The sequence below is a fragment of the Bradyrhizobium sp. FW305-F6 genome (assembly GCF_058782905.1).
The window spans coordinates 322,183-343,106 of the sequence record NZ_JBYSYD010000004.1 but is presented as its reverse complement, the minus strand read 5'-3'; the positions used below and the strand labels follow the sequence as shown (position 1 = coordinate 343,106).

Sequence of the window (20,924 nt, the reverse complement as noted above, 5' to 3'; positions counted from 1 at the left end):
CCTGGATTGCTTCGCTACGCTCGCAATGACGGGGGGGCGGCAGCGCGCGCCTAGCGCGCGCCGAACGTGGTCTTGCCGAACAGCGCCTTCTGCGTCGAGGGCTGCGAGCGCCAATATTGCGGCGGGGCCTCCACCTCGGCGCCGAGCTCGGCGGCGGCGTGCCAGGCCCAGCGCGGGTCGTAGAGCATGCCGCGGGCGAGCGCGACCATGTCGGCCTTGCCGCCGGCAACGATCTCCTCCGCCAGCCTGGCTTCCGTGATCAGGCCGACGGCGATGGTGGGCAGGCCGGTCTCGCGCTTGACGGCTTCGGCAAACTGGACCTGATAGCCGGGGCCGAGCGGGATCTTCTGCAGCGGCGAGACGCCGCCGGAGGAGGCATCGATCCAATCGACGCCGCGCGCCTTCAAGGCTTTTGCGAATGCGATGGTCTGCTCGAGGTCCCAGCCGCCCTCGACCCAGTCGGTCGACGACACCCGCATGCCAACCGGCTTGTCGGCGGGGAATGCGGCGCGCACCGCGTCGAACACTTCGAGCGGATAGCGCATGCGGTTCTCCAGGCTGCCGCCGTACTCATCGGTGCGCCTGTTGGCGATCGGCGACAGGAACTGATGCAGGAGATAGCCGTGCGCGCCGTGGACCTCGATGGCGTCGATGCCGAGCCGCGCGGCGCGCTTCGTGCTGTCGACGAAGGCCTCGCGGATGCGCGTCAGGCCCGCGGCATCGAGCGCGAGCGGGGCGGCCTCGCCCTCCTTGTGCGGCAGCGCCGACGGGCCGACCGTCTGCCAGCCGCCCTGCCCCTCCGGAATCAGCTGGCCGCCGTCCCAGGGCTTGGCGCTACTGGCCTTGCGGCCGGCATGGGCGAGCTGCATCGCGATCGCGGTGGAGGAATGCTTGCGCACCGAGGCGAGGATCGGCTTCAAGGCGGCCTCGCAGGCATCGTCATAGAGGCCGAGGCAGCCCGGCGTGATGCGGCCGATCGCCTCGACATGCGTCGCCTCGATGCAGAACATCGCCGCGCCCGACAGGCTGAGATTGTTGATGTGGGTGAAGTGCCAGTCGGTGGCGACGCCATCCTGGGCCGAATATTGGCACATCGGCGACACCACGACGCGGTTCTTCAGGGTCAGGCCGCGCAGCTTGATCGGGGAAAACAGGGCGCTCATGCGAGGGGGTTCCGGACTGGAGAGATGGAAGCGATTGCATGAAGATTAGCGCGTGCGCAGCGAAATGCCAGTTGCGCGGCGGACATGGCCCACCGGGACAGGCTGCATTGCGCTGAACGGGATCTGCGCTTCGCTGCTCGGGACGACGCGCGTAGGCGCCCCTACGGCTTGATGCCTGCGGCCTTGATCAGCTCCTGATTGGCCACCAGTTCGTGCTTGACGAGGTCGTCCATCGCGGCGGGCTTCATCGGCCTCGGTTCGATCCCGAGCTTTGCCAGGCTCGCCTGCATCGCGGGCGTGGCCAGGACTTTCTCGGCGGCCGCGTGCAGCTTGTCGACGATCTCGCGCGGGGTCTTCGCCGGCACGAACACGCCGAACCAGATCTCGCTGTCGGCATCCTTCAAGCCGATCTCGCCCGGCGTCGGCACATCGGGCAGCTCGGCAACGCGCTTCGGCGTCGAGACCACCAGCGCGCGGACCTGGCCCTCGCGGATCAGCGGCAGCGCGGTCGCCAGCGGGCAGAAATACAGGTCGATGCGCCCGCCGAGAATGTCGGCGATCACTTCCGGGCCGGCGCGATACGGCACATGGGTGGCCTCGATGCCGGCCGCGTAGCGGAACTTCTCGCTCGAGATGTGCACGGCGCTGCCGATGCCGACCGAGCCGAACGAGATCGAGCCGGGCTTCGCCCTGGCGGCGGCGATGAAGTCCTGGATGGTCTTCCAGGGCCGCTCCTTCGGCACGATCATGACATTGGCACCGGATCCGATCATGAACACCGAGGCGAGATCGCGGCTGGGGTCGAAGCTCGCATTCGGGAACAGCAGGGGCGCAACGGTCAGCGCCGACGACTGGGCGAGCAGGCTGTAACCATCGGGATCGGACTTCGCGGCCGCCGCCGAACCCACCATACCGCCGCCGCCGGCACGGTTTTCGATCACGATCGGCTGACCGAGCTCGGCGGAGAGACGCTCGAACACCAGACGCGGCACCACGTCCGCCGCGCTGCCCGGACCGAACGGAATGGTCGCCTTGATCAGCCGCGCCGGCCAGTCCTGTGCCTGGACTAGTGTGGCAGCGGCAATCCAGAAGCACGCATACAGACAAAACACGCGAAGGAACCTGGTCATCGACATCTCCGATCGGGTCGCGCGATCGTTGCAAGAACCGTTCCGGCGCGGTCGTCTACTCCGCCAGCGTGAATTGCAGCAGCAGGGTCCGCTGCAGCATCGAGAAATTGTCGTCGGAGATCAGGGTCAGCACGGTCTCGCCCTCGCTCGTGACATGGGCGTCGATGGCTTCCATGTTGTCGATCTCGTGGCCGAGATCGGCGACGAACAGGGCGGGACCATCGACCACCGCGCCAGGTGCGATCGACTTCAACGGGATCGACCGGATGCGGATGTTGACGCCGGTGAACCAGGAGAATTTGCGTTCGAGGATGAGCAGTTCGCCGGAGGGCAGCAGCACGGCATCGCTGACGTCGTAGTTCTCGGTGCGGCGCACGCTGAACTGGCCGGGCGCGGGGCCGCCGATCAGGAAGGCGAGGAGATTGCCGTCGGCATCGAGCCCGCGCTCGGAGAAGGCGATCAGGGCGCCCGCGAGCGGCTGGCCTTTCGGCACGGCCACCATCGCCTCGAGGCCCTTGTTGTAGGGCAGCCTGCGCAAGCCGGGCGGGACGGCGATCGGCTCGCCGCGGGCGCGGGTGCCGCCCTTGGCGAAATCGAAGCGCAGGATCTGGTTGACGCGCTCGAGCCCGACATAGACCAGGCTGCCGTCGCGCGCGAGCGACTCGGTGTCGTACCAGAGCTTCTTCTCGGTGATCGGCCGGCCGTCGGCGCCCAGCACCGGCGCGGCCTCGACGTCCGCAAGGCCGGTCATCTCGCGGCCGGAATAGCGGATGGCGCCGGTGAACCAGCCGCCCTGGTCGGAGATGGCGAGGAAGCGCTCGCCCTTGCCGTCGAGGAAGCGGAGACCGGAGAGTCCGCCGAAGCCGCGAAAGGGCGAGGTCAGCACCAGCCCGCTGCGATAATCCAGCGCGCCGAAGCGCGTGCGCGTGCGGTCGCGCGGCTCGAAATGCGGAATGGGACGCGCGTTGACCTCGACGCTGGCGGGCTCGGCGACGGCGTGCTCGACCTGGAGCCGGCGCGGCGGCGGCTCGGCGGCGGCTTGCGCCTGCGCGAGACGAGGGACTGCGAGAGTGGAGAATCCCGCCGCAGCGTGCCTGAGGAAGCTGCGGCGGGATGAGTGCGTGCTCACGAATGCAATTTGCGTCGCGGACGGCCGGGCGCTTGCGTCGGCGCCGTGTTGGTCTCGCTGAAGAGTTCGGCGAGCTTCTCGGTGATGGCGCCGCCGAGTTCTTCTGCGTCCACGATCGTCACCGCGCGGCGATAATAGCGCGTCACGTCATGGCCGATGCCGATCGCGATCAGCTCGACCGGCGAGCGGGTCTCGATCTCCTCGATGATGTGACGCAGATGCCGCTCGAGATAGTTGCCGGGATTGACCGACAGCGTGGAATCGTCGACCGGCGCGCCGTCCGAGATCATCATCAGGATCTTGCGCTGCTCGGGCCGGCCGAGCAGGCGCTTGTGCGCCCAGTCCAGCGCCTCGCCGTCGATGTTCTCCTTCAGGAGCCCCTCGCGCATCATCAGGCCGAGATTCTTTCGCGCACGGCGCCAGGGGGCATCGGCGGACTTGTAGATGATGTGGCGGAGATCGTTGAGGCGGCCGGGATTGGCCGGCTTGCCGGCGGCGAGCCAGGCCTCGCGCGATTGCCCGCCCTTCCAGGCGCGCGTGGTGAAGCCGAGGATCTCGACCTTGACGCCGCAACGCTCCAGCGTGCGCGCGAGAATGTCGGCGCAGGTCGCGGCGACCGTGATCGGCCGCCCGCGCATCGAGCCGGAATTGTCGAGCAGCAGCGTCACCACGGTGTCGCGGAACGTCGCCTCCTTCTCGTGCATGAAGGACAGCGGGTGATAGGGATCGGTGACGACGCGCGACAGGCGCGCGGGGTCGAGGATGCCCTCTTCGAGATCGAACTCCCAGGCGCGGTTCTGCTGCGCCATCAGCTTGCGCTGCAGGCGGTTGGCGAGGCGGGCGACGATGCCTTGCAGATGCGCGAGCTGCTTGTCGAGATAGGCGCGCAGGCGCTCCAGCTCGTCATGGTCGCAGAGGTCCTCGGCCGCGATGACCTCGTCGAACTTGGGCGCGAAGGCGTGGTATTCCGGCCCACGCGGCTCGTTCTTGCCGGACGAATTCGGACGCGTCGCCTCGCCCGGGGTCTCGTCGTCGCCGAGCTCGCCGTCGTCGAACGTGTCGGAGGTCGAGGCCTGCGCGCTTTCCATCGCGCTCTCGCTCATCTCCTCGCTCGAAGCCTGGGCCTGGTCGGCGCTCATCTCCTGCGCGGCGTCGGAATCGGGCGAGCCCTCGGCCCCGGACTGGTCGTTGTCGCCGTCCTGGTTCTCCTCGTTCTCGTCATCGTCCTCGCTGTCGGCGCTGCGCTCGTCGCCGAGCTCCAGCGCCGAGAGCAGGTCGTGCACGGCATCGCCGAACTTGGACTGGTCCTCGACCACGCCGTCGAGCCGGTCGAGCCGCTTGCCGATCTTGTCTTCGAGGATCGGGCGCCAGAGGTCGACCATCTTCTTGGCGGCCGTCGGCGGCGCCATGCCGGTCAGGCGCTCGCGCACCAGCATCGCCAGCGCATCGGCGAGCGGGGCATCGGCGCGGTCGGTGATCTCGTCGAACTTGCCGCGATGGAAATGATCGTCGAGCATCGCGGTGAGGTTCTTGGCGACGCCGGCCATGCGGCGCGCGCCGATCGCCTCGACCCTCGCCTGCTCCACCGCCTCGAACACGCCGCGCGCCTGCGGATTGCCCGGCATCATCTTGCGATGCACCTTGGGATCGTGGCAGGCGAGCTTGAGCGCGATGGAATCGGCGTGGCCGCGCACGATGGCGGCATCGCGCTTGGTCATCTTGCGCGCCGGCTCGGGCAGCCGCGCCTTGCCGGGCGCAAGGCCCGGGCGCTCGGCGGCGAAGGAGACGTCGAGCTCGGGCGCTTTTGCGATCGCCTTCAGGCAGGAGGCGACCGAGCGCTTGAACGGCTCGGTCGGCGCTTCCTTGGTGTTGCGGAATTTGGAGTTGGAGGTGGTGCTCATCTCGATCTCACCGTCGTCCCCGCGAAAGCGGGGACCCATAACCACAGGACGTCGTTTGACGAAGGGCGGGAACTAACAGCTCGCGCCGCAACGCGGGCCTGGGGTTATGGGTCCCGGATCGGCGCTCGCTTCGCTCGCTGGTCCGGGACGACATCGTGCTTGCGTCAGCTCAGCGCCACGTTCACCGCCGATTCCGGCAGCTCGGCGTTGAAGCAGCGCTGGTAGAATTCGGCGACCAGGGGACGCTCGAGCTCGTCGCATTTGTTGAGGAAGGTGACGCGGAAGGCAAAGCCGATATCGCCGAAGATGTCGGCGTTTTCCGCCCAGGTGATCACCGTGCGCGGACTCATCACCGTCGACAAATCGCCGTTGGCGAAGGCGTTGCGGGTGAGATCGGCGAGGCGCACCATTTTGTTGACGATGTCGCGGCCTTCCTGGGTGCGATAATGCTTGGCCTTGGCCAGCACGATCTCCACTTCCTCGTCATGGCTGAGATAGTTCAGCGTGGTGACGATCGACCAGCGGTCCATCTGGCCCTGGTTGATCTGCTGGGTGCCGTGATAGAGGCCGGAGGTGTCGCCGAGGCCGACCGTATTGGCGGTGGCAAACAGGCGGAACGCCGGGTGCGGCTTGATCACCTTGTTCTGGTCGAGCAGCGTCAGGCGGCCCGAAACTTCGAGCACGCGCTGGATCACGAACATCACGTCCGGGCGGCCGGCGTCGTATTCGTCGAACACCAGCGCGACGTTGTGCTGCAGCGCCCAGGGCAAAATGCCGTCGCGGAATTCGGTGACCTGCTTGCCGTCGCGGACCACGATCGAGTCCTTGCCGACGAGGTCGATGCGGCTGATGTGGCTGTCGAGGTTGACGCGCACGCAGGGCCAGTTCAGGCGCGCCGCGACCTGCTCGATATGGGTGGACTTGCCGGTGCCGTGATAGCCGGTCACCATGACGCGGCGGTTGCGCGCAAAGCCCGCGAGAATGGCGAGCGTGGTGGCGCGGTCGAAGCGATAGTCGGGATCCACATCGGGCACGTGAGGATCGACTTCGGAATAGGCCGGGACTTCGAGATCGCTGTCGATCCCGAACACCTGGCGCACCGACACCTTCATGTCGGGCAGACCGGAAACTTCCTCAACTTTGGACAGGGCGGCGGTCGTCATCAATCCTCCGAGGTCCCGGGCGGTCCCGAAACCGGTTATTCGCACGTTGGCTGCGGCTGGGTGCTGGAAAGCAACCTATCAGAGACAACGAGCCGGCAGAAGCCCGGGCACCAATCAAAGTTCCGCTGTCTTTTCATTTAGATAGGCAAGGAACGCAGATTTTGGAGGGCTGCCTTGCGAATCACGCCCGAATTGGGGCCCGGTTTGCGAACGCAGCGCACACAAATGGACTTTGGGCCGCTTGCCGCTACTTATGTAAGGTCAACGCCCCCTGCTCCAGCCCGCCAGAGGCCACGTGACGTCCTTCCTCGATCCCCTCATCGCCTTCGTGTCCGCCCATCCGTGGCTGGGTTATCTGACGCTGTTCCTGGCGGCGTTGCTCGAAGCCGTTCCGGTGGTGGGGTCGGTGATCCCCGGCTCGACCATCATTCTGGCGCTGAGCGCGCTGGTGCCGGGCGGCGAGCTGCAGCTGCCATGGGTGCTGCTGTCGGCCGCGCTCGGCGCCGTACTGGGGGACGGCTCGGCCTACTGGATCGGCCACCGGCGCCAGCGCGAGATCCTCAACACCTGGCCGCTGACCAACTATCCGCGCGTGGTCGCCGAGAGCGAGAGCTTCTTCCACCGCTTCGGCACCTGGGCCGTGTTCTTCGCCCGCTTCGTGCCGCCGGTCCGCGCCTTCGTCCCCGTGACCGCCGGCGCGCTCGGCATGGCGCCGGCCAAATTCTATGCGGTGAACATCCCGGCGATCCTGGCCTGGGCGCCCGCGCATGTGCTGCCCGGCGTGCTGGCGGTGTCGGCGCTGCACGACTATGCCGGGCTGCATCATCATCAGCACATCGGAAAGCACATCTGGATTCTCGCCGTGGTGGCTGGCGCCGTGGTCCTGTGGCTTACGATCAGGGCCATCCGGCGTCGCCGTCCCGGCGCAAAGCGTCCGGCCTGACACCACAATCCGGCAGGTTTGGCGATTCTCAAAGCGTGCGGAGTGGCCGGCCATAGCCTTGGTTGTGGACTTCAGTTGCTGAAACTCCTAGCCTTACTCTTTTGAGAGGAAGGCGCGTGTCCGACGCCTCTAAGAACCTTCTACTGCTTGCTGCCATCGAGTTTTCCGATGACGCGATCGTTACAAAGAGGCTCGACGGCACGATCACCAGCTGGAACAAGGGCGCCGAGCGTCTTTTTGGCTTTGCGCCGGAGGAGGCGATCGGGGCGTCCATCTTCTTGATCGTTCCCGAAGATCGACAGGATGAAGAACGTCGCATCCTCGAACGTCTCAGCAACGGCGAGCACATCGAACATTTCGAAACATTTCGGCAATCGAAAGCTGGTCGCCTGATCGAAGTGTCGATCAGCGTATCGCCGGTTAGATCGTCGACCGGAGAGATCATCGGCGCGACCAAGATCGCCGGGGATATTTCGAGACAGAAGGAGGATGAGCGCGTCCTGCGTCAAGCCCAGAAGCTGGAGGCGGTGGGTCATTTGACGGGTGGCGTCGCGCACGACTTCAACAACATTCTGTCGGTGATCACGGGGGCGATCGAGATTCTTGCGGACGAATTGAACGATCGCCCCGATCTTCAGGCGATCGTGAAGCTGATCGACGCCGCGGCTACCCGGGGTGCCGAGCTGACCTCGCGTCTGCTGGCGTTCGCCCGGAAGCAGCCGTTATCGCCGGTGGCGACCGATGTGAACAGGCTTGTGGAGCAGACTGCCGATCTGCTCAAGCGCACATTGCCGGAGAACATTGCGCTGGAAATCGATCTGAAGGCTGACATTGCCGCGGCCATGGTGGACCCTGACCAGCTCGTGACCGCCGTGCTGAACCTCGCCCTGAACGCCCGCGACGCCATGCCGGAGGGCGGAAAGCTCATGATCGAAACCGGGGACGCGAGTTTCGATGCCGACTATCTCACTGAGAATCCCGAGGCCATTCCCGGTCAACAGCTGATGATCGCGGTAAGCGACAATGGCGACGGCATACCCAAGGCCATCCAGGGCCGCATATTCGATCCATTTTTCACGACCAAGGCGACCGGCCGCGGCAGCGGGCTGGGGTTGAGCATGGTCCACGGGTTCGTGAAACAATCCGGGGGCTACATCAAGGTTTACAGCGAGATCGGCGTCGGAACCACCATCAAGATTTATTTGCCGCAGGCTGAAGATGCGGCAGAAGAGGTCGCCCTTCGTTCGAGCTCGCCGATCGTTGGCGGTCATGAAGATGTGCTTGTTGTCGAGGACGATGAATTGGTGCGCGAGACCACCACGCGGCAACTCCAGAGCCTCGGCTATCATGCCCTGGCGGTCGCGAACGCAAGCGATGCGCTCGCGCTCCTGGCGCGCGACCGGTTCGCGTTGCTGCTGACAGATGTGGTCATGCCTGGGACGATGAATGGCAGGCAGCTGGCAGACGAAGCCCAAAGATCTTTTCCCGAACTCAAGGTCGTCTTCATGTCGGGTTACACGGAAAATGCCATCATTCATCACGGCCGCCTCGACCCCGGCACGCTGCTTCTGAGCAAGCCCTTTCGAAAAGCCGACCTGGCCAGGATCATTCGGAGGGCACTGGACCATGGTCCGCCACAAGCGGCGGAACGTAAGGCCCTTGGTTAGTCAGCGAGACCTCGAAGCCCGGCGGCCTCCGACAGGCAGCTTACCAGCTCGCCGGTGTCGTACGGTTTCGAGATCGACCGCAGCGTGCCAAGGGCGGCGGGCCTGGCAAAGTGGTCCGAATAGCCGGTCCCGAGCACGACGGGGACGCCTCGTTCCCGAAGCAGGCTGGCAATAGGCCACGACGGCTTGCCCTCAAGATTGACGTCGAGCAGCGCCACGTCGAACTTTTCATCGACGGCGGCCTTCAGACCGTCGCCAAGGCGGGGATAGGGTCCAACGACCACCGCGCCGGCCCGGCCGAGAACTTCGCACACATCTGCAGCGATCAGGCCATCGTCTTCGACAACCAGGATTCGCAAGCCGGCGAGAGGCGATGCCTCGCGCGTTTCAACGACCGGGTGTCGATGAGCAGGAAGCGTCATTTCAGTTTGCCCCGCTCGGACGACCTTTTCGAACGGAATATGAATGACGCAACGCACGCCGGCCGGATCCATCACGAGATCGACCTTGCCGCTGACGTCCTCCGCAAAGACGCGTTCGAGAAGCGTGTGGCCAAATCCGCGCCGCCCGGTCGGCTTGACCTGAGGCCCGCCGGACTCGACCCACTGGAAGACGAGCCAGGTCCGGCCACCCGAGACGCCTTCGGTCCAGCTCACGGTTACCTTGCCTTGCTCGCTGGAAAGGCTGCCATATTTGATGGCGTTGGTGATGAGCTCGTGCAGGACCAGAGCAAACGACAAGGCCGTGCGTGGCTCGAGGGCGAAATGATCGCCTTCGATATGGACATTGCCGCCGAGATGAGAGCGTTGCGCCTCGATCTCGTCATCGACGATGGTGCGCACCGACGCGCTTTCCCAGCGCGAAGCGGATAGCAGGCTGTGCGCTTTCGCCATCGATTGCAGCCGCTTTTCGATCGACGTCGTGAACTGAACGAGGCTTTCGGCGCTCCGGCTGGAAAGCCTCACCAGCGACTGGATGGTTGCGATGGTGTTCTTGACCCTGTGATCCAGCTCGTTCATCAGAAGGTCCTGATGCGCTCGCGCTTTCGCATGCTCGCGCAGCGACTGGTCGACACGGTGCAGCACGACCTCCAGAACGGTGGTGCGCAGGATCTGCGCGGCGTCGATCTCGACCGCGCTCCAGGGGCGGGATTGGCCGGTGACGATCTGCTGCCATGCCTCGAACGATTTGCGCGGCGAGAGCCGGTCGCCCTGAGGGCCGGCCGTCACCGGCTTAACCGGGTCACCCGCCCACGTCACGGTCGAAATCAGTTCCGGAAGAAACCACAGCACGTAGTCCCGGGGATCGCGCGACACCGAGAGCGCAAGTAGACCAGCGCCACGATCGAGGAAGGAGCGGGCTTCGGGAAAAACTTGCGACAGTCGATCGATGCAGAAGACGCCTTCCGACTGCGTGACGCTGAGCCATTTCACCAGCGCTTCGATCTGGGCATCATCGGGCGTGGTGCCGAGCACGAAATTTTTGCCTTCGATCCGGACTACCACGCCGGATGCGCGGATGTAATCGAGAAGGTTCGGACGAAGCCCGATCAGCGCCTCTGCCAGGCCGTGGAGGCTCATGGCCCGCATCAGTTGATCATGAAGATTGCGGGCGTGGATGCGATCGGTGGCCTCGGCCAGTTCGATCGTGCTGCTCAGATGAAGCGAGGCAAGCTGCGCGAACACTTCGAGCGCGAGCCTCAGGCGACTGCTGAGATACAGCGGGGCGGCGGCATGGCAGGCAATCAGACCCCACAATTTTCCACCGACGATCAGCGACAGTGACAGCGACGCGCGAACGCCCATATTCGCAAGGTATTCGAGATGAATTGGCGAAACGGCGCGAAGCCGGCTATAGGTCAGGTCGAGCGGCAGGCCGGTCTTCGGGTTCAACGCCGGGCTCAATGGCATCGGCGTATAAACCGCATCGGGAATGTAGCGTATCCAGTTGCGGCGGTAGAGTTCGCGCGCCTGGGCCGGAATGTCGCTCGCCGGGTAATGCAGGTCGAGATAGGACGGCACGTGATCCGACGAGCGGCTTTCCGCGACCACGCAGCCGCTGTCGTCTTCCAGGAAGCGGTAGACCATGACGCGGTCGAAGCCTGTCGCCTTCTGGACCTGAGCCGACAGGGTTCGCAGCAGCGGATCGAGGTTGTCGGCCGACTGCAGCCGACCGATCATTGCATGGACGAAGTCCAGAACGTCGGGCGCGGGCAGCGGCCGCTGCGGCTCGAGTTCTAGGATGACGAGATCGTCATGCAAATGCGCGGTGGCTTCGATCTGCGCGCCATGCAACTCGATATCGAGCGCGAGGGAGGAACGCGGCGCCACGCTCTTCTGCGAGAATTGAGCCTCGAGCCGGACCTTAGCAGCGGCGCCGATCTGCGTTTCGAGTTTCCGCCCGATCAGGTCCTGGTGGGCGAATCCGAAATAATCCTGCGTATTTCCTGCGACCAGCACGATCTCGAGAGTTTCGGGATCGAAAGCGACCAGCGCTCCGTAGGGTTGAATAAATCCTGGAACATGGATGGGCTCCTGGTCGCAACTGCGCAGATCAGGGTCACCAAACGCCGGCATATCGCCAGTCCTACTCGATCAAAATTGCTTGACTTCGCCTATTCTTGCTAGCTTCCATAGGTATTGCAATGCCGATCTTTCACCGGTTGCGGTCTCGGGACAATTGCGCAATGTTTGCAGCAGCTTCCAGATGCGGACCTTGCATGGCTTCACGGGTGTTGCTGAATTTCAACGACCAGGACACCGCGCCTGTGCGGAAGCGACTGGTTGGCAAGGGTTTCAGCGCCGAACGCGTCGTAATCGAACCCAAGACGGCGTTCGATTATCGCTGGTCGGGCACGCCCGACTACCTGGCGCTCCATGATCTCAGCCTGAACGACGGCGAGACATTTGTGGACGGCGAGCTGAGTTCGCGGCTCTGCGATCTCACCAACCGGATGACGTTCATTCCGGGGGGGCGGGCCATCTCAGGCTGGTCGGCGACGAAGAAGCGGGCAAATTCCTTCACCGCCGTCTACTTTCGAACCGGCGAGATGTCGGGCGAGATCGAGGAGCACTACAAGTCTGTCGAGCTGGTTCCGCGGGTTTATTTCCAGGACCCCGCGCTGCTCGCCACACTGAAAAAAATCGATGAGTTGCTGCGTCATCGCGGCCCACAGGATCAGCTCTACGGCGAGACGCTCGGCCTGACCGCCGTCATCGAACTGCTGCGCATGCTGAAGACTGCACCGAAGCCGGCCGCGGTCCCCAAGGGTGGTCTTTCACTGGCCCAACAGACCATCCTCCGCGATTATGTCGAAGACTATCTGCACACCGACATTTCGCTGTCCGATCTTGCCGCCGTGGTCGACCTCACCCGTTTTCATTTCGCCCGCGCCTTTGCCATCACATTCGGCGAACCGCCCCACCGCTACGTGTCGCGCAGACGCATCGACTATGCGAAGCAATTGCTGCGGGAAACCGATCTCGGCATGAGCGAAATCGCCAGCAAGGTGGGGCTGAAGAACAACACGATGCTGGCGCGCCACATGCGAAAATTCGCAGGCGTCACACCACTGTCGCTCCGCCGGCGCGAGGGGCTCTGAAGCACGTCGCCGAACCAACATCAGAGATTCGCGCAAAAGTTCCAAACCGGGGCGCGAAATTTCCTGCTGGAATTCGCCTAATCTTGCTGTCACCCTGAAGCTGTCCTTGGCGATCATTTCGCTCAAATGGGAGACGGCAGGAGGTGCAGTTGAAAACGCGACGCCGCTTCAAGCAGGATAGACCCCTTCAGGATCGGATCGAGGAATGGGCCGAGCAGTTGCGCCAGCAGGCCATTCAGCTCGACCCCGGTCCCGAACGGGACAATCTTCTCAAGAAAGCTCGCCAAGCCGACGTTGCGTCCCACATCCAAGACTGGGCGCATTCGCCGGGATTGCAGCCGCCCAAAGGGCAGAGTCCGACCAAGTAAGGACCTGCACCTGGCTCCAGGCCCATCTTCCTTACGCGGCCTGAGCCCCGCGACGCTCGTTTGGCTTGTTGCGCCTGATCATGACCTTGGCGTCGCAAGCGAAGCCTTGTCCGCCTCCGACGACCTTCCCCCGGCTGAGGGCAGCAGCGTGGATTTATCGCTGAAGGAATGGTGGTGGTGTCGCGGACGTGGAGCCGCGGGCTTAAGGAAGCGACGTTATTCGCTCTTCTGCCCGTTGAGCAGCACCCACAGCCGCACGATCCTGCCGCCTTCAATTTCGGCGACGTCCGCACCAGTCACTGCGACCGGCCCGCCCTCGGGCCCGGCGTGCCAGGCCAGATGCGCGAGGCCATGGTGACCGACGGCGACGCCATCAGGCACGAAGCGGAACGCTGGCCCGAACCGCGACAGTAGGCTCCCGGCGACGCGCGATATCTCGGCCCTTCCCCGGACGATGTCCGTCGGTTCGTACATGACGGGCTCTTCGACGAACAGTTCGGCGATGGCGGCCCGACGTTTGCCGTCGTCCCGCTCGTTGAAGACGCGCTCCAGATTTGAGCGAAGCAGATGGTCGAAATCAAATTCAGCGGTCGTCATCTTACAGCCTTTCGTCATCTCATCGTGTTGGGGCACATTTGCGTCGAACCATCAGCCGAACTTGACCAGGTTCAGCGCCGGAAGCGGACCGCCCGGAAACTGGGTCAGCCTGGCTCCGACCGCGAGCGAACCGAGATCGATGCCAAAGAATCCGAGCCGGTCGATCAGCGCGCCGACACTTGCCTTCGCATCAGCGTCGTCGCCTGAGTAGAACAGTACACGCTTGCCGCCGTCGCTCGCCGGGTCTGTTGCGAGAAGCTGCGCCAAGAGATGATTGAACGCCTTCACCACCCGCGCGCCGGGCACCAGATCGGCGAAAACTTCGGACGAGGCGCGGCCACCGAGTTCCGCCGGCTTGAACAGCGGCGCCTCGATCGGGTTGTTGGCATCGATGACGATGCGGCCAGCGAATGACGGCAGGCCGGCAAGCGCGTCCGGCAGCTTCGACCAGTTGACCGCGACGAACACGATCTCCTTGGAAGCTGCCTCCTCGCGGGTGCCGGCGGTCACGAGCGGACCGAGTTCGGCCACGGTCGTCGCCAGGCTATCTGGGCCGCGGCTGTTGGACAGGGTCACGGCGATGCCATTGCGCGCCAGCGCCTGGGCGATGGCGCGGCCAATATTGCCTGCGCCGATGATGCCGATGGTGGACATGGAATGCTCCGAGCTGTTTGGGATCAGGCGAGCTGATCGGTGGCCTAGAGATGACCCAAACATTGCCCTTTGATTAGAAGGATATTGCTCGTAAGATTTTCAACGATCCCTTGCAAATGAGCCCATGGAAACGCTGGCCAACCTGGAATCCTTCATTCGGAGCGCTGAGTGCGGCAGCTTCTCGGAGGCTGGCCGGCGTCTTCTGCTGACCCCGGCAGCCGTCAGCCGCAACGTCGCCATGCTGGAGCGCAATCTCGGCGTGCGATTGTTTCATCGCTCAACACGGAGGCTGACGCTCACCGAGGCCGGGGAGACGTTTCGCACAGCCATCGCCGGTCATCTTGAGGGACTGCAGGCCGCAATCGCCGGAGCATCGACCGGACGCGAGGAGCCGGCGGGCGTTCTCAAGATCAGCCTGCCGCCGACATTCGGCACAGCCCATATTCTGCCCCTGCTTCCCGGCTTCCTGGCCCGTTACCCGCAGGTCCGCCCTGAGTGGCACTTCGAGAACCGTCAGGTCGATCTGGTCGGTGAAGGCTATGACGCCGCGATCGGCGGCGGGTTCGAATTGTTGCCCGGGCTTGTCAGCCGCACCCTTGCGCCAGCACACATCATCGCCGTGGCGTCGCCAGCCTACATGTCCGGGCGAACATCACCGACCAAGCCGGACGAACTGGCCGCACTGGATGGCATCGTCATGCGCTCGCTGCAGACGGGACGCATCCGGCACTGGTCGATGCGCGATGTTTCGGGGCGGGAAGTTCAAGCCCCACTATCCGAGTCGATCGTGGTCAACGATCCCGCTGCGATGCGCGAGGCGGCACTGTTGGGCCTGGGCGTTGCCATGCTTGCCACCGCCGACATTCTTCCCGCGCTCGAAAACGGGTCGCTGCTGCGCCTGGTGCCACGCTGGTACTGTGACGCAGGCGCAATCTCGATTTACCACGCATCGCGCAAGCTTGTGCCCGCGAAGACGAGAGCCTTCGTGGACTGGGTTGCCGACGCATTCAAGAAAAACAGGCTCGCCGAACGGTTCGCCGGAAGCCTGAGCTAGCAGAACCGGCAAGTATTCCAGGCTCCGGACCGCACGCCGCACAAGCCGCGGGCAAACAGGGCTCTCCGTTGCCCAAATTGCGACCCGCTACGGATCCGCGATGCGCAAATGCTCGTCAGCGGGACACGTTGTCGATTAATTGCTTCACGACGCTTTGCCTTCAGATGACCCTCCTCCCATCACGGGCTGGCCGTCGTGGCCGCCGACATGACCGGAGGTGGTGCATGCGCTCGAAAACAATTCTTCGCATGGTCTCGTTTGCGATCTCGGCCTGTTCGGGCATCTTGAATCCGGCTTCCCAGACCAAAGCCGAAGAGGTCCTGAAGGCGCGGCTCGCGCAGAACCTCGCGCCGATCTCGGGCCTTGCGATTGTCGCCAAGGCGAACGGCCTCTTCGCCAAGCAGGGACTTGATATCTCGGTCTCGAACTTCACCAGCGGAAAGCAATGCCTCGACACGGTGATGGGAGGAGGAGCGGATATCGCGACGACCGCCGAAGCTCCGGTGACGGCAGCCGCGATGGCCCAGCAACCGATCGCGTTCGTCGCCGGCATGGAGTACTCGGATCTGAAGACGATGACGGCCGCATCCGCCGCAATCAGGACCAAAGCGGATCTGCGCGGCAAACGAATCGGCTTCACAGCCGGCACGGGGAGTGAGGTCTACACCTCGGTTCTGCTGAAGGCGGCGGGCTTGACCGCCAAGGACGTCACGCTCGTCAACCTTCGCCCCCAGGAGATGCTTCCCGCAATGGCGGCGGGAAGCATTGACGCGTTCGATACCTGGGAGCCGCACGTGGCCAATGCAAAGAAGGTGCTCGGCGAGGGGGCCGTCCTGCTCGACACCAAGGGTCTCTACTCGGAGACCTTCAACATCGTCGTGACGCGGCCCTATCTCGAGGCAAACCCGGCAATCGTCAGCAAATTCCTGGCTGCTCTCATCGAAGCGGAAGGCTGGGTCAAGGCTCATCCGAACGAAGCGATCGACATCGTCGCTGCCGCAACCGGCATGAAGCGCGACGAGCTGGCGCCGATCTGGTCGGATTACGTCTATCACGTCCGCCTCGACGACAAGCTACTCGAGACGCTGAAGACGCACGCGGCCTGGCGGCTCGCGACCGGTAATCACCCGCCGGGAGCGGGCATGCCAGATTTCTCGAAGGTCATCGTGGCGGCGCCGCTGAAGGCGCTTGATCCTGCACGCGTGACACTGTCGGCCAATCCATGAGCACCGGCGGGCACAGGAGTGCGACGACGGCCGGACGCCTGAGCGTGCTTGTCGGCGCGCTCTCCGTACCAGCTTTCGTCGGCCTATGGGAATTGATCGCGCGCTCGCGTATCGTCAATGCGGTGCTTTTTCCGCCGCCGTCGACGGTCGCTGTCGCCGTCCTTGACTGGATCCAGAGCGGCCAGTTTTTCGGGGACCTTTCGGCGAGCCTCTTCCGCGTCACCGTGGGTTTCCTGATCGGGACGGCGGGCGGGATCCTGCTCGGCGTACTGACGGGCCGGTTCAGGCTGGTCTCGAGTCTGCTCTCGCCGTTGTTTCATATCCTTCGCCCGATCCCACCGATCGCCTTCGTGCCCATCGTGATCCTCTGGTTTGGCTTGTCGGAGGCCGGCAAACTCTTTCTGGTCGTCTGGGGGGTGTTCTTCACGGTATGGCTCGCGACCCATATCGGCGTTCAGAAGGTCGACCGCGGCCTCGTTCGCGCCGCGCTGATGCTCGGCACGCCACGTCGGCAGATGCTCTCGGAGATCATCCTGCTGGGGGCGCTTCCCTACATCGTTGTCGGCCTGCGCACCGCCGTCAGCATCTCCTTCTACACACTCGTCGCCGCCGAGCTGGCGGGCGCGTTCGCCGGCATCGTCTACCGGATCGAGATCGCGCAACAGAACATGCAAACCGGACAGGTCATGGGAGGGCTGGCGGCGCTCGGATTGCTCTCCTTCGTCGCCGATCGTTCCTTCGCGGCCATTGCCGAGCGTGCCGTATGGTGGCGATGATGCACAACCCGCTTCGACCGACACCGCCGCTTCGGCTCGTGGATGCTCCGCCGGAGCCTTCATCGACCGCGCCGGAAGCGATCATCCGCGTCGAGAATTTGAGCATCGTCTTCGATGTGCCGCGCGGCGAGGTCATTGCGGTGGACCGCGTGTCGCTGGTCGTAATGCCGGGCGAATTCGTCTCGCTGGTTGGTCCGTCGGGTTGCGGCAAGTCTACGCTCTTGAATGCGATGGCGGGCCTCGAACGCCCGTTCGAAGGCGAGGTCATCGTCGCCGGCAGGCCGATGCTGGCACCTCGACCGGATATCGGGATGGTCTTCCAGCAGCCGCATCTGTTCCCCTGGAAATCGGTGCGCCGTAACATCGCGCACGGACCGCGCGCGCTCGGCAAGTCGAAAACGGAGGCGCTTCGGATCGCCGACGACCTGATCGAGATGATCGGGCTGACAAAATTCGCGAGCGCCTATCCGCACACGCTTTCAGGCGGCATGCAGCAGCGGGTGGCGATTGCTCGCGCCCTCGCGAACCAGCCGCGCGTGCTGCTCATGGACGAGCCCTTCGGCGCTTTGGACGCGCAGACCCGCGCCGTGATGCAGGATAACCTGCTCGAACTGCGCGACCGGATCAACGCCACGATCGTTTTCGTCACGCATGACATTGACGAAGCGATACTCCTGTCGGATCGCGTGCTGATCATGAGCGCCGGGCCGGGGCGCATCCTGCGGGATCTTTCCGTGGACCTGCCGCGCCCGCGCTCCAGCGCTATTTTGACCGATCCGGCCTACCTCGCGCTCAAGCGGGATTGCCTCGACTTGATCCGGACCGAGGGCCGCAAGGCGTTCGAGCAAATGGAAGTGGTGACCTAAACTTGCGATGAGACCAGGTTCGGCTGGCCGTCCTTGGTTCACCTCTCGCCGACGGCGGGGCGGTGGCGGCCTGCGCGCACGCCTCGTCCTTCGAGACGGCGCTTACGCGCCTCCTCAGGATGAGGCTGATCGGCGTCAGTGCTCGTTGAAGCTGCTGCCGCGCACTCCGTCCTCATCCTGAGGAGCCCGCCTCAAGCGGGCGTCTCGAAGGTTGGCTGCGAGGAAAAGCTCTCAAATGCGATTGCCCTGACCTCAGCGGGGAGAGGTGACTGCGCTCTGGGCTCGTGTCAGCTCAACCAAAATTCATCACGCTTTGGACCGCAGCCGAGGCTGGCATAGCTCTTGAATGAAACTGCTCCAGCTACGAGGGAGCGGACAGATGTCAGCGGCAACTCTCAAGACGACAGCCGGGATCATGCTGGCGGAGTCGGATGCTCTGGTCAGATCGCTGCCAGGTTTGCTCGACCATCTGAGCGAGGCCGACCGGCGCCGCGTACTGTCCGTCGGTCGCTACGAGGTTCTGGACACCGGCAAGCATATCTGGCGCCAGGGAGACACGCAGAACGGCATATATCTGATCGAATCCGGCCGGATCCGCAGCTATTACGCAGCGCCTTCGGGGCGTGAGGTGACGCTCGCCTACTGGTTCGGCGGCAATTTCGTCGGCGGTCCCGACCTCTTCGGCGCCGGAGCGCATATGTGGTCTTCGGTGGCCATCGAGCGCAGCCGGCTCCTGTTTCTGCCCGGCCCCGCTTTGCGCGAGCTTGCGCTTCAGTCGGCGCCCCTCGCGGTGGCGCTGCTGGATGCGCTGGCCTTCAAGGCAAGGTGCTACTCGGCCATGGCGCAAATGCTCGGCACACGATCGGTGACCGAGCGGTTGCAGCGTCTCTTGATCTTTCTCTCGAATATCTACGGCTCGCAGCACGGTCGCGAGATCGTGCTCGGCATTCCCTTCACCCATGGCGATCTCGCCAACCTGATCGGAGCGACGCGGCAATGGGTGACGGTGCAGCTCTCTCGCATGCAGGCGCGCGGCATCATCCGCTACGACAGGGGCCTGATCGTCATCCTGAACTTGCGCGCGCTCGACCTCGAAATCGTCTAGAGCGCGATGAAATCAGACGAAGCGTCGTCGCGCTCCGGCTTAGGGTTTGAGCATGATCATTCCGGTAAGCCGCTGCACGCTTTTCCTGATCATGCTCTAACCTTACCGGCGGTGCGCGGAGTGACGTTCAGCCCGAACAAAGCGTCGCCATCGTCCTGCTGCCACCGCGAGGCGAAGTCCAGGAGGGCGTGGTCCTGCCATGCGGGTGCCAGCAGGGTGACGCCCATCGGCATGCCGCTGGCGAGCGTTGCATTGGGAAGCGCCACCGCACACAGATCCAGCAGATTGACGGAATAGGAGTAGTGACCAAGACGCGTATTGAGCGCGATGGGGTCTGCCAGCATTTCCTCAATGGTGAAAGGACGCGGCGCAGTCGGCACGACCAGGACGTCGATCTGCTTGAAGAGAAGCTGGACCTGCCGCCGCAATTTCAGGAGACGATGCTGCGCCGCGAATGCGTCAGCTGCTGAGAATTGCGCCGCAGAATGCAGGACTTTGCGCGTCACCTCCAGCAAATCACCATGATCGATGTCATAGAGCCTGCTGACAGCCGCGTAGCGTTCGGCGATCCACGGTCCCGAGAAGAGCATTTCGCCGGCCTCGGCGAAAGGAGTGAAATCGATCTCGAGGGCCTCGCCTCCCAGTCCCGCCAGTCTCCCGCAAGCCTGTTCGTAAAGCACATCGCATTCGGGCGCCCCGAATGAATTGAGCTGCGAGGCGGAAATGCGCCCGAAGCGGAATTCGTTGGGGATAGCCGATGACGGGCCGTGCGCTTCCCGGCTGTACGGATCTTCAACGTCGAAGCCCTCGACGAGCTCCAGCAACAATTTGCCCTCGGTTACGGAATTGCAGAAGATCGACGGACAATCGAGCGTGGGGCAGTTCGGAACCAGCCCGCGGGATGAGACAAGCCCCACCGTCGGCTTGATTCCGACGATGCCGTTGAAGCCTGCCGGCACCCGGCCTGAGCCGCCGGTGTCGGTGCCAAGTGAGAAGGCCACGTGACCGGCCGCCACGGCGACGGCCGAGCCCGAGCTCGATCCGCCCGAGATATAGCGATCGTCGGCGGCGCTTGGACAGGCGCCGTGAGGTGACCGGGCGCCGGACAGCCCCGTTGCGAATTGGTCCAGATTGGTCTTGCCGAGACAGATCGCGCCGGCCGCGACGAGGCGCTCGACGCACCGGGCCGATCGCTCCGCAACATAGGCGAAGGACGGACAGGCCGCCGAGGTCGGCATGCCCTCCACGTCGATGTTGTCCTTCACGCCGAAGGGCACACCGAGCAGAGGCAGCAATTCGCCCTGCGCGCCGCGCCGTGCGAGAGCCTCGACCTCCGCCAGCGCCTCTTCCATGGGCCTCACATGGATCCAGCAATTGCGGTGTCGGTCTCGTTCGATGCGCTCGTATGCCGTCGCGATCGCCGAACGCAGTTCGGTCGAGGTGCGAAGGGGGCGGCTGCGGCGAGTGAGGGCGACGGCTTGCGACACGAATGGCTCCCGAGGAGATCGAAGGTGCTGCAAGCCTGCCCGGAGGTGAATGGGACGGAAAGCAATTAAGCGCTTCTGCTGCCGCCGTGAACCG

The 20,924-nt window shown here is 64.2% G+C and carries 18 protein-coding genes; 8 read left to right on the top strand and 10 right to left on the bottom strand.

Annotation, left to right across the window (positions count from 1 at the left end; all coding sequences use genetic code 11):
- Nucleotides 1–50 precede the first annotated feature (50 nt).
- The 5 genes from AC3WLX_RS26100 to cobS all read right to left on the bottom strand — a co-directional run bounded on the left by AC3WLX_RS26100 (nt 51) and on the right by cobS (nt 6,486).
- On the bottom strand, nt 51–1,163 hold the full coding sequence (locus tag AC3WLX_RS26100) for an NADH:flavin oxidoreductase/NADH oxidase (RefSeq protein WP_492338100.1): 1,113 nt from the start codon (nt 1,161–1,163) through the stop codon (nt 51–53).
- 161 nt (nt 1,164–1,324) lie between these two features.
- A complete protein-coding gene (locus tag AC3WLX_RS26095) occupies nt 1,325–2,293 on the bottom strand; it encodes a Bug family tripartite tricarboxylate transporter substrate binding protein (RefSeq protein ID WP_492338099.1) in 969 nt (322 codons plus the stop codon).
- 55 nt (nt 2,294–2,348) lie between these two features.
- Entirely contained in the window at nt 2,349–3,422 is a 1,074-nt protein-coding gene (locus AC3WLX_RS26090) for an esterase-like activity of phytase family protein (RefSeq protein WP_492338098.1), read from the bottom strand.
- Nucleotides 3,419–5,323, bottom strand: a complete 1,905-nt coding sequence (gene cobT, locus AC3WLX_RS26085) for a cobaltochelatase subunit CobT (RefSeq protein WP_492338097.1) — start codon at nt 5,321–5,323, stop codon at nt 3,419–3,421. The genes AC3WLX_RS26090 and cobT overlap by 4 nt, the downstream gene beginning before the upstream one ends.
- Before the next feature lie 164 nt (nt 5,324–5,487).
- On the bottom strand, nt 5,488–6,486 hold the full coding sequence (gene cobS / locus AC3WLX_RS26080; protein WP_492338096.1) for a cobaltochelatase subunit CobS: 999 nt from the start codon (nt 6,484–6,486) through the stop codon (nt 5,488–5,490).
- A gap of 295 nt (nt 6,487–6,781) precedes the next feature.
- Between cobS and AC3WLX_RS26075 the strand changes: the two genes are divergently transcribed.
- Together AC3WLX_RS26075 and AC3WLX_RS26070 are read left to right on the top strand one after the other, a co-directional pair.
- Nucleotides 6,782–7,429: a DedA family protein gene (locus AC3WLX_RS26075; RefSeq protein WP_492338095.1), complete on the top strand. Its 648-nt coding sequence runs from the start codon at nt 6,782–6,784 to the stop codon at nt 7,427–7,429.
- 116 nt (nt 7,430–7,545) lie between these two features.
- Entirely contained in the window at nt 7,546–9,096 is a 1,551-nt protein-coding gene (locus AC3WLX_RS26070) for a PAS domain S-box protein (protein WP_492338094.1), read from the top strand.
- On the opposite strand, the gene AC3WLX_RS26065 is transcribed toward AC3WLX_RS26070, so the two are convergent.
- Nucleotides 9,093–11,672 (bottom strand): HWE histidine kinase domain-containing protein, encoded by a 2,580-nt coding sequence (locus AC3WLX_RS26065; RefSeq protein ID WP_492338093.1) that lies wholly within the window; start codon nt 11,670–11,672, stop codon nt 9,093–9,095. The genes AC3WLX_RS26070 and AC3WLX_RS26065 overlap by 4 nt on opposite strands.
- Nucleotides 11,673–11,782: 110 nt before the next feature.
- Between AC3WLX_RS26065 and AC3WLX_RS26060 the strand changes: the two genes are divergently transcribed.
- On the top strand, nt 11,783–12,697 hold the full coding sequence (locus AC3WLX_RS26060; protein WP_492338092.1) for a helix-turn-helix domain-containing protein: 915 nt from the start codon (nt 11,783–11,785) through the stop codon (nt 12,695–12,697).
- A 122-nt stretch (nt 12,698–12,819) separates the two neighbouring features.
- Here AC3WLX_RS26060 and AC3WLX_RS26055 read toward each other — a convergent pair whose 3' ends face one another.
- From AC3WLX_RS26055 to AC3WLX_RS26045, 3 genes are all read right to left on the bottom strand, one after another.
- The gene (locus tag AC3WLX_RS26055; protein ID WP_366863945.1) at nt 12,820–12,984 is read right to left on the bottom strand and encodes a hypothetical protein; all 165 of its coding nucleotides are present in this window, start codon (nt 12,982–12,984) and stop codon (nt 12,820–12,822) included.
- A gap of 297 nt (nt 12,985–13,281) precedes the next feature.
- Entirely contained in the window at nt 13,282–13,662 is a 381-nt protein-coding gene (locus tag AC3WLX_RS26050; RefSeq protein WP_291619621.1) for a nuclear transport factor 2 family protein, read from the bottom strand.
- Between the two features lie 51 nt (nt 13,663–13,713).
- Nucleotides 13,714–14,316: an NADPH-dependent F420 reductase gene (locus tag AC3WLX_RS26045; protein WP_492338091.1), complete on the bottom strand. Its 603-nt coding sequence runs from the start codon at nt 14,314–14,316 to the stop codon at nt 13,714–13,716.
- Nucleotides 14,317–14,440: 124 nt separating this feature from the next.
- Between AC3WLX_RS26045 and AC3WLX_RS26040 the strand changes: the two genes are divergently transcribed.
- From AC3WLX_RS26040 to AC3WLX_RS26020, 5 genes are all read left to right on the top strand, one after another.
- Nucleotides 14,441–15,370 carry a LysR family transcriptional regulator gene (locus tag AC3WLX_RS26040; RefSeq protein WP_492338090.1) on the top strand — a complete coding sequence of 310 codons (930 nt, stop codon included), beginning with the start codon at nt 14,441–14,443 and terminating at the stop codon, nt 15,368–15,370.
- A 224-nt stretch (nt 15,371–15,594) separates the two neighbouring features.
- A complete protein-coding gene (locus tag AC3WLX_RS26035) occupies nt 15,595–16,596 on the top strand; it encodes an NrtA/SsuA/CpmA family ABC transporter substrate-binding protein (RefSeq protein ID WP_492338089.1) in 1,002 nt (333 codons plus the stop codon).
- Entirely contained in the window at nt 16,593–17,372 is a 780-nt protein-coding gene (locus tag AC3WLX_RS26030) for an ABC transporter permease (RefSeq protein ID WP_492338088.1), read from the top strand. Before AC3WLX_RS26035 ends, AC3WLX_RS26030 begins: the two co-directional genes overlap by 4 nt.
- On the top strand, nt 17,360–18,238 hold the full coding sequence (locus tag AC3WLX_RS26025; RefSeq protein WP_492338087.1) for an ABC transporter ATP-binding protein: 879 nt from the start codon (nt 17,360–17,362) through the stop codon (nt 18,236–18,238). The genes AC3WLX_RS26030 and AC3WLX_RS26025 overlap by 13 nt, the downstream gene beginning before the upstream one ends.
- A 379-nt stretch (nt 18,239–18,617) precedes the next feature.
- Nucleotides 18,618–19,343: a Crp/Fnr family transcriptional regulator gene (locus tag AC3WLX_RS26020; protein ID WP_492338086.1), complete on the top strand. Its 726-nt coding sequence runs from the start codon at nt 18,618–18,620 to the stop codon at nt 19,341–19,343.
- Nucleotides 19,344–19,432: 89 nt separating this feature from the next.
- Here AC3WLX_RS26020 and atzF read toward each other — a convergent pair whose 3' ends face one another.
- Nucleotides 19,433–20,830 (bottom strand): allophanate hydrolase, encoded by a 1,398-nt coding sequence (atzF, locus tag AC3WLX_RS26015; protein WP_492338085.1) that lies wholly within the window; start codon nt 20,828–20,830, stop codon nt 19,433–19,435.
- Nucleotides 20,831–20,924: the final 94 nt, after the last annotated feature.

Bases quoted from the DNA above. Each gene is read 5' to 3' on its own strand.
- AC3WLX_RS26045 (WP_492338091.1), bottom strand. From the start codon at position 14,316: ATGTCCACCATCGGCATCATCGGCGCAGGCAATATTGGCCGCGCCATC.
- AC3WLX_RS26035 (WP_492338089.1), top strand. From the start codon at position 15,595: ATGCGCTCGAAAACAATTCTTCGCATGGTCTCGTTTGCGATCTCGGCC.
- AC3WLX_RS26025 (WP_492338087.1), top strand. From the start codon at position 17,360: ATGGTGGCGATGATGCACAACCCGCTTCGACCGACACCGCCGCTTCGG.
- AC3WLX_RS26065 (WP_492338093.1), bottom strand. From the start codon at position 11,672: ATGCCGGCGTTTGGTGACCCTGATCTGCGCAGTTGCGACCAGGAGCCC.
- AC3WLX_RS26095 (WP_492338099.1), bottom strand. From the start codon at position 2,293: ATGACCAGGTTCCTTCGCGTGTTTTGTCTGTATGCGTGCTTCTGGATT.
- cobT (WP_492338097.1), bottom strand. From the start codon at position 5,323: ATGAGCACCACCTCCAACTCCAAATTCCGCAACACCAAGGAAGCGCCG.
- cobS (WP_492338096.1), bottom strand. From the start codon at position 6,486: ATGACGACCGCCGCCCTGTCCAAAGTTGAGGAAGTTTCCGGTCTGCCC.
- AC3WLX_RS26050 (WP_291619621.1), bottom strand. From the start codon at position 13,662: ATGACGACCGCTGAATTTGATTTCGACCATCTGCTTCGCTCAAATCTG.
- AC3WLX_RS26020 (WP_492338086.1), top strand. From the start codon at position 18,618: ATGTCAGCGGCAACTCTCAAGACGACAGCCGGGATCATGCTGGCGGAG.
- AC3WLX_RS26030 (WP_492338088.1), top strand. From the start codon at position 16,593: ATGAGCACCGGCGGGCACAGGAGTGCGACGACGGCCGGACGCCTGAGC.
- AC3WLX_RS26060 (WP_492338092.1), top strand. From the start codon at position 11,783: ATGTTTGCAGCAGCTTCCAGATGCGGACCTTGCATGGCTTCACGGGTG.
- AC3WLX_RS26040 (WP_492338090.1), top strand. From the start codon at position 14,441: ATGGAAACGCTGGCCAACCTGGAATCCTTCATTCGGAGCGCTGAGTGC.
- AC3WLX_RS26100 (WP_492338100.1), bottom strand. From the start codon at position 1,163: ATGAGCGCCCTGTTTTCCCCGATCAAGCTGCGCGGCCTGACCCTGAAG.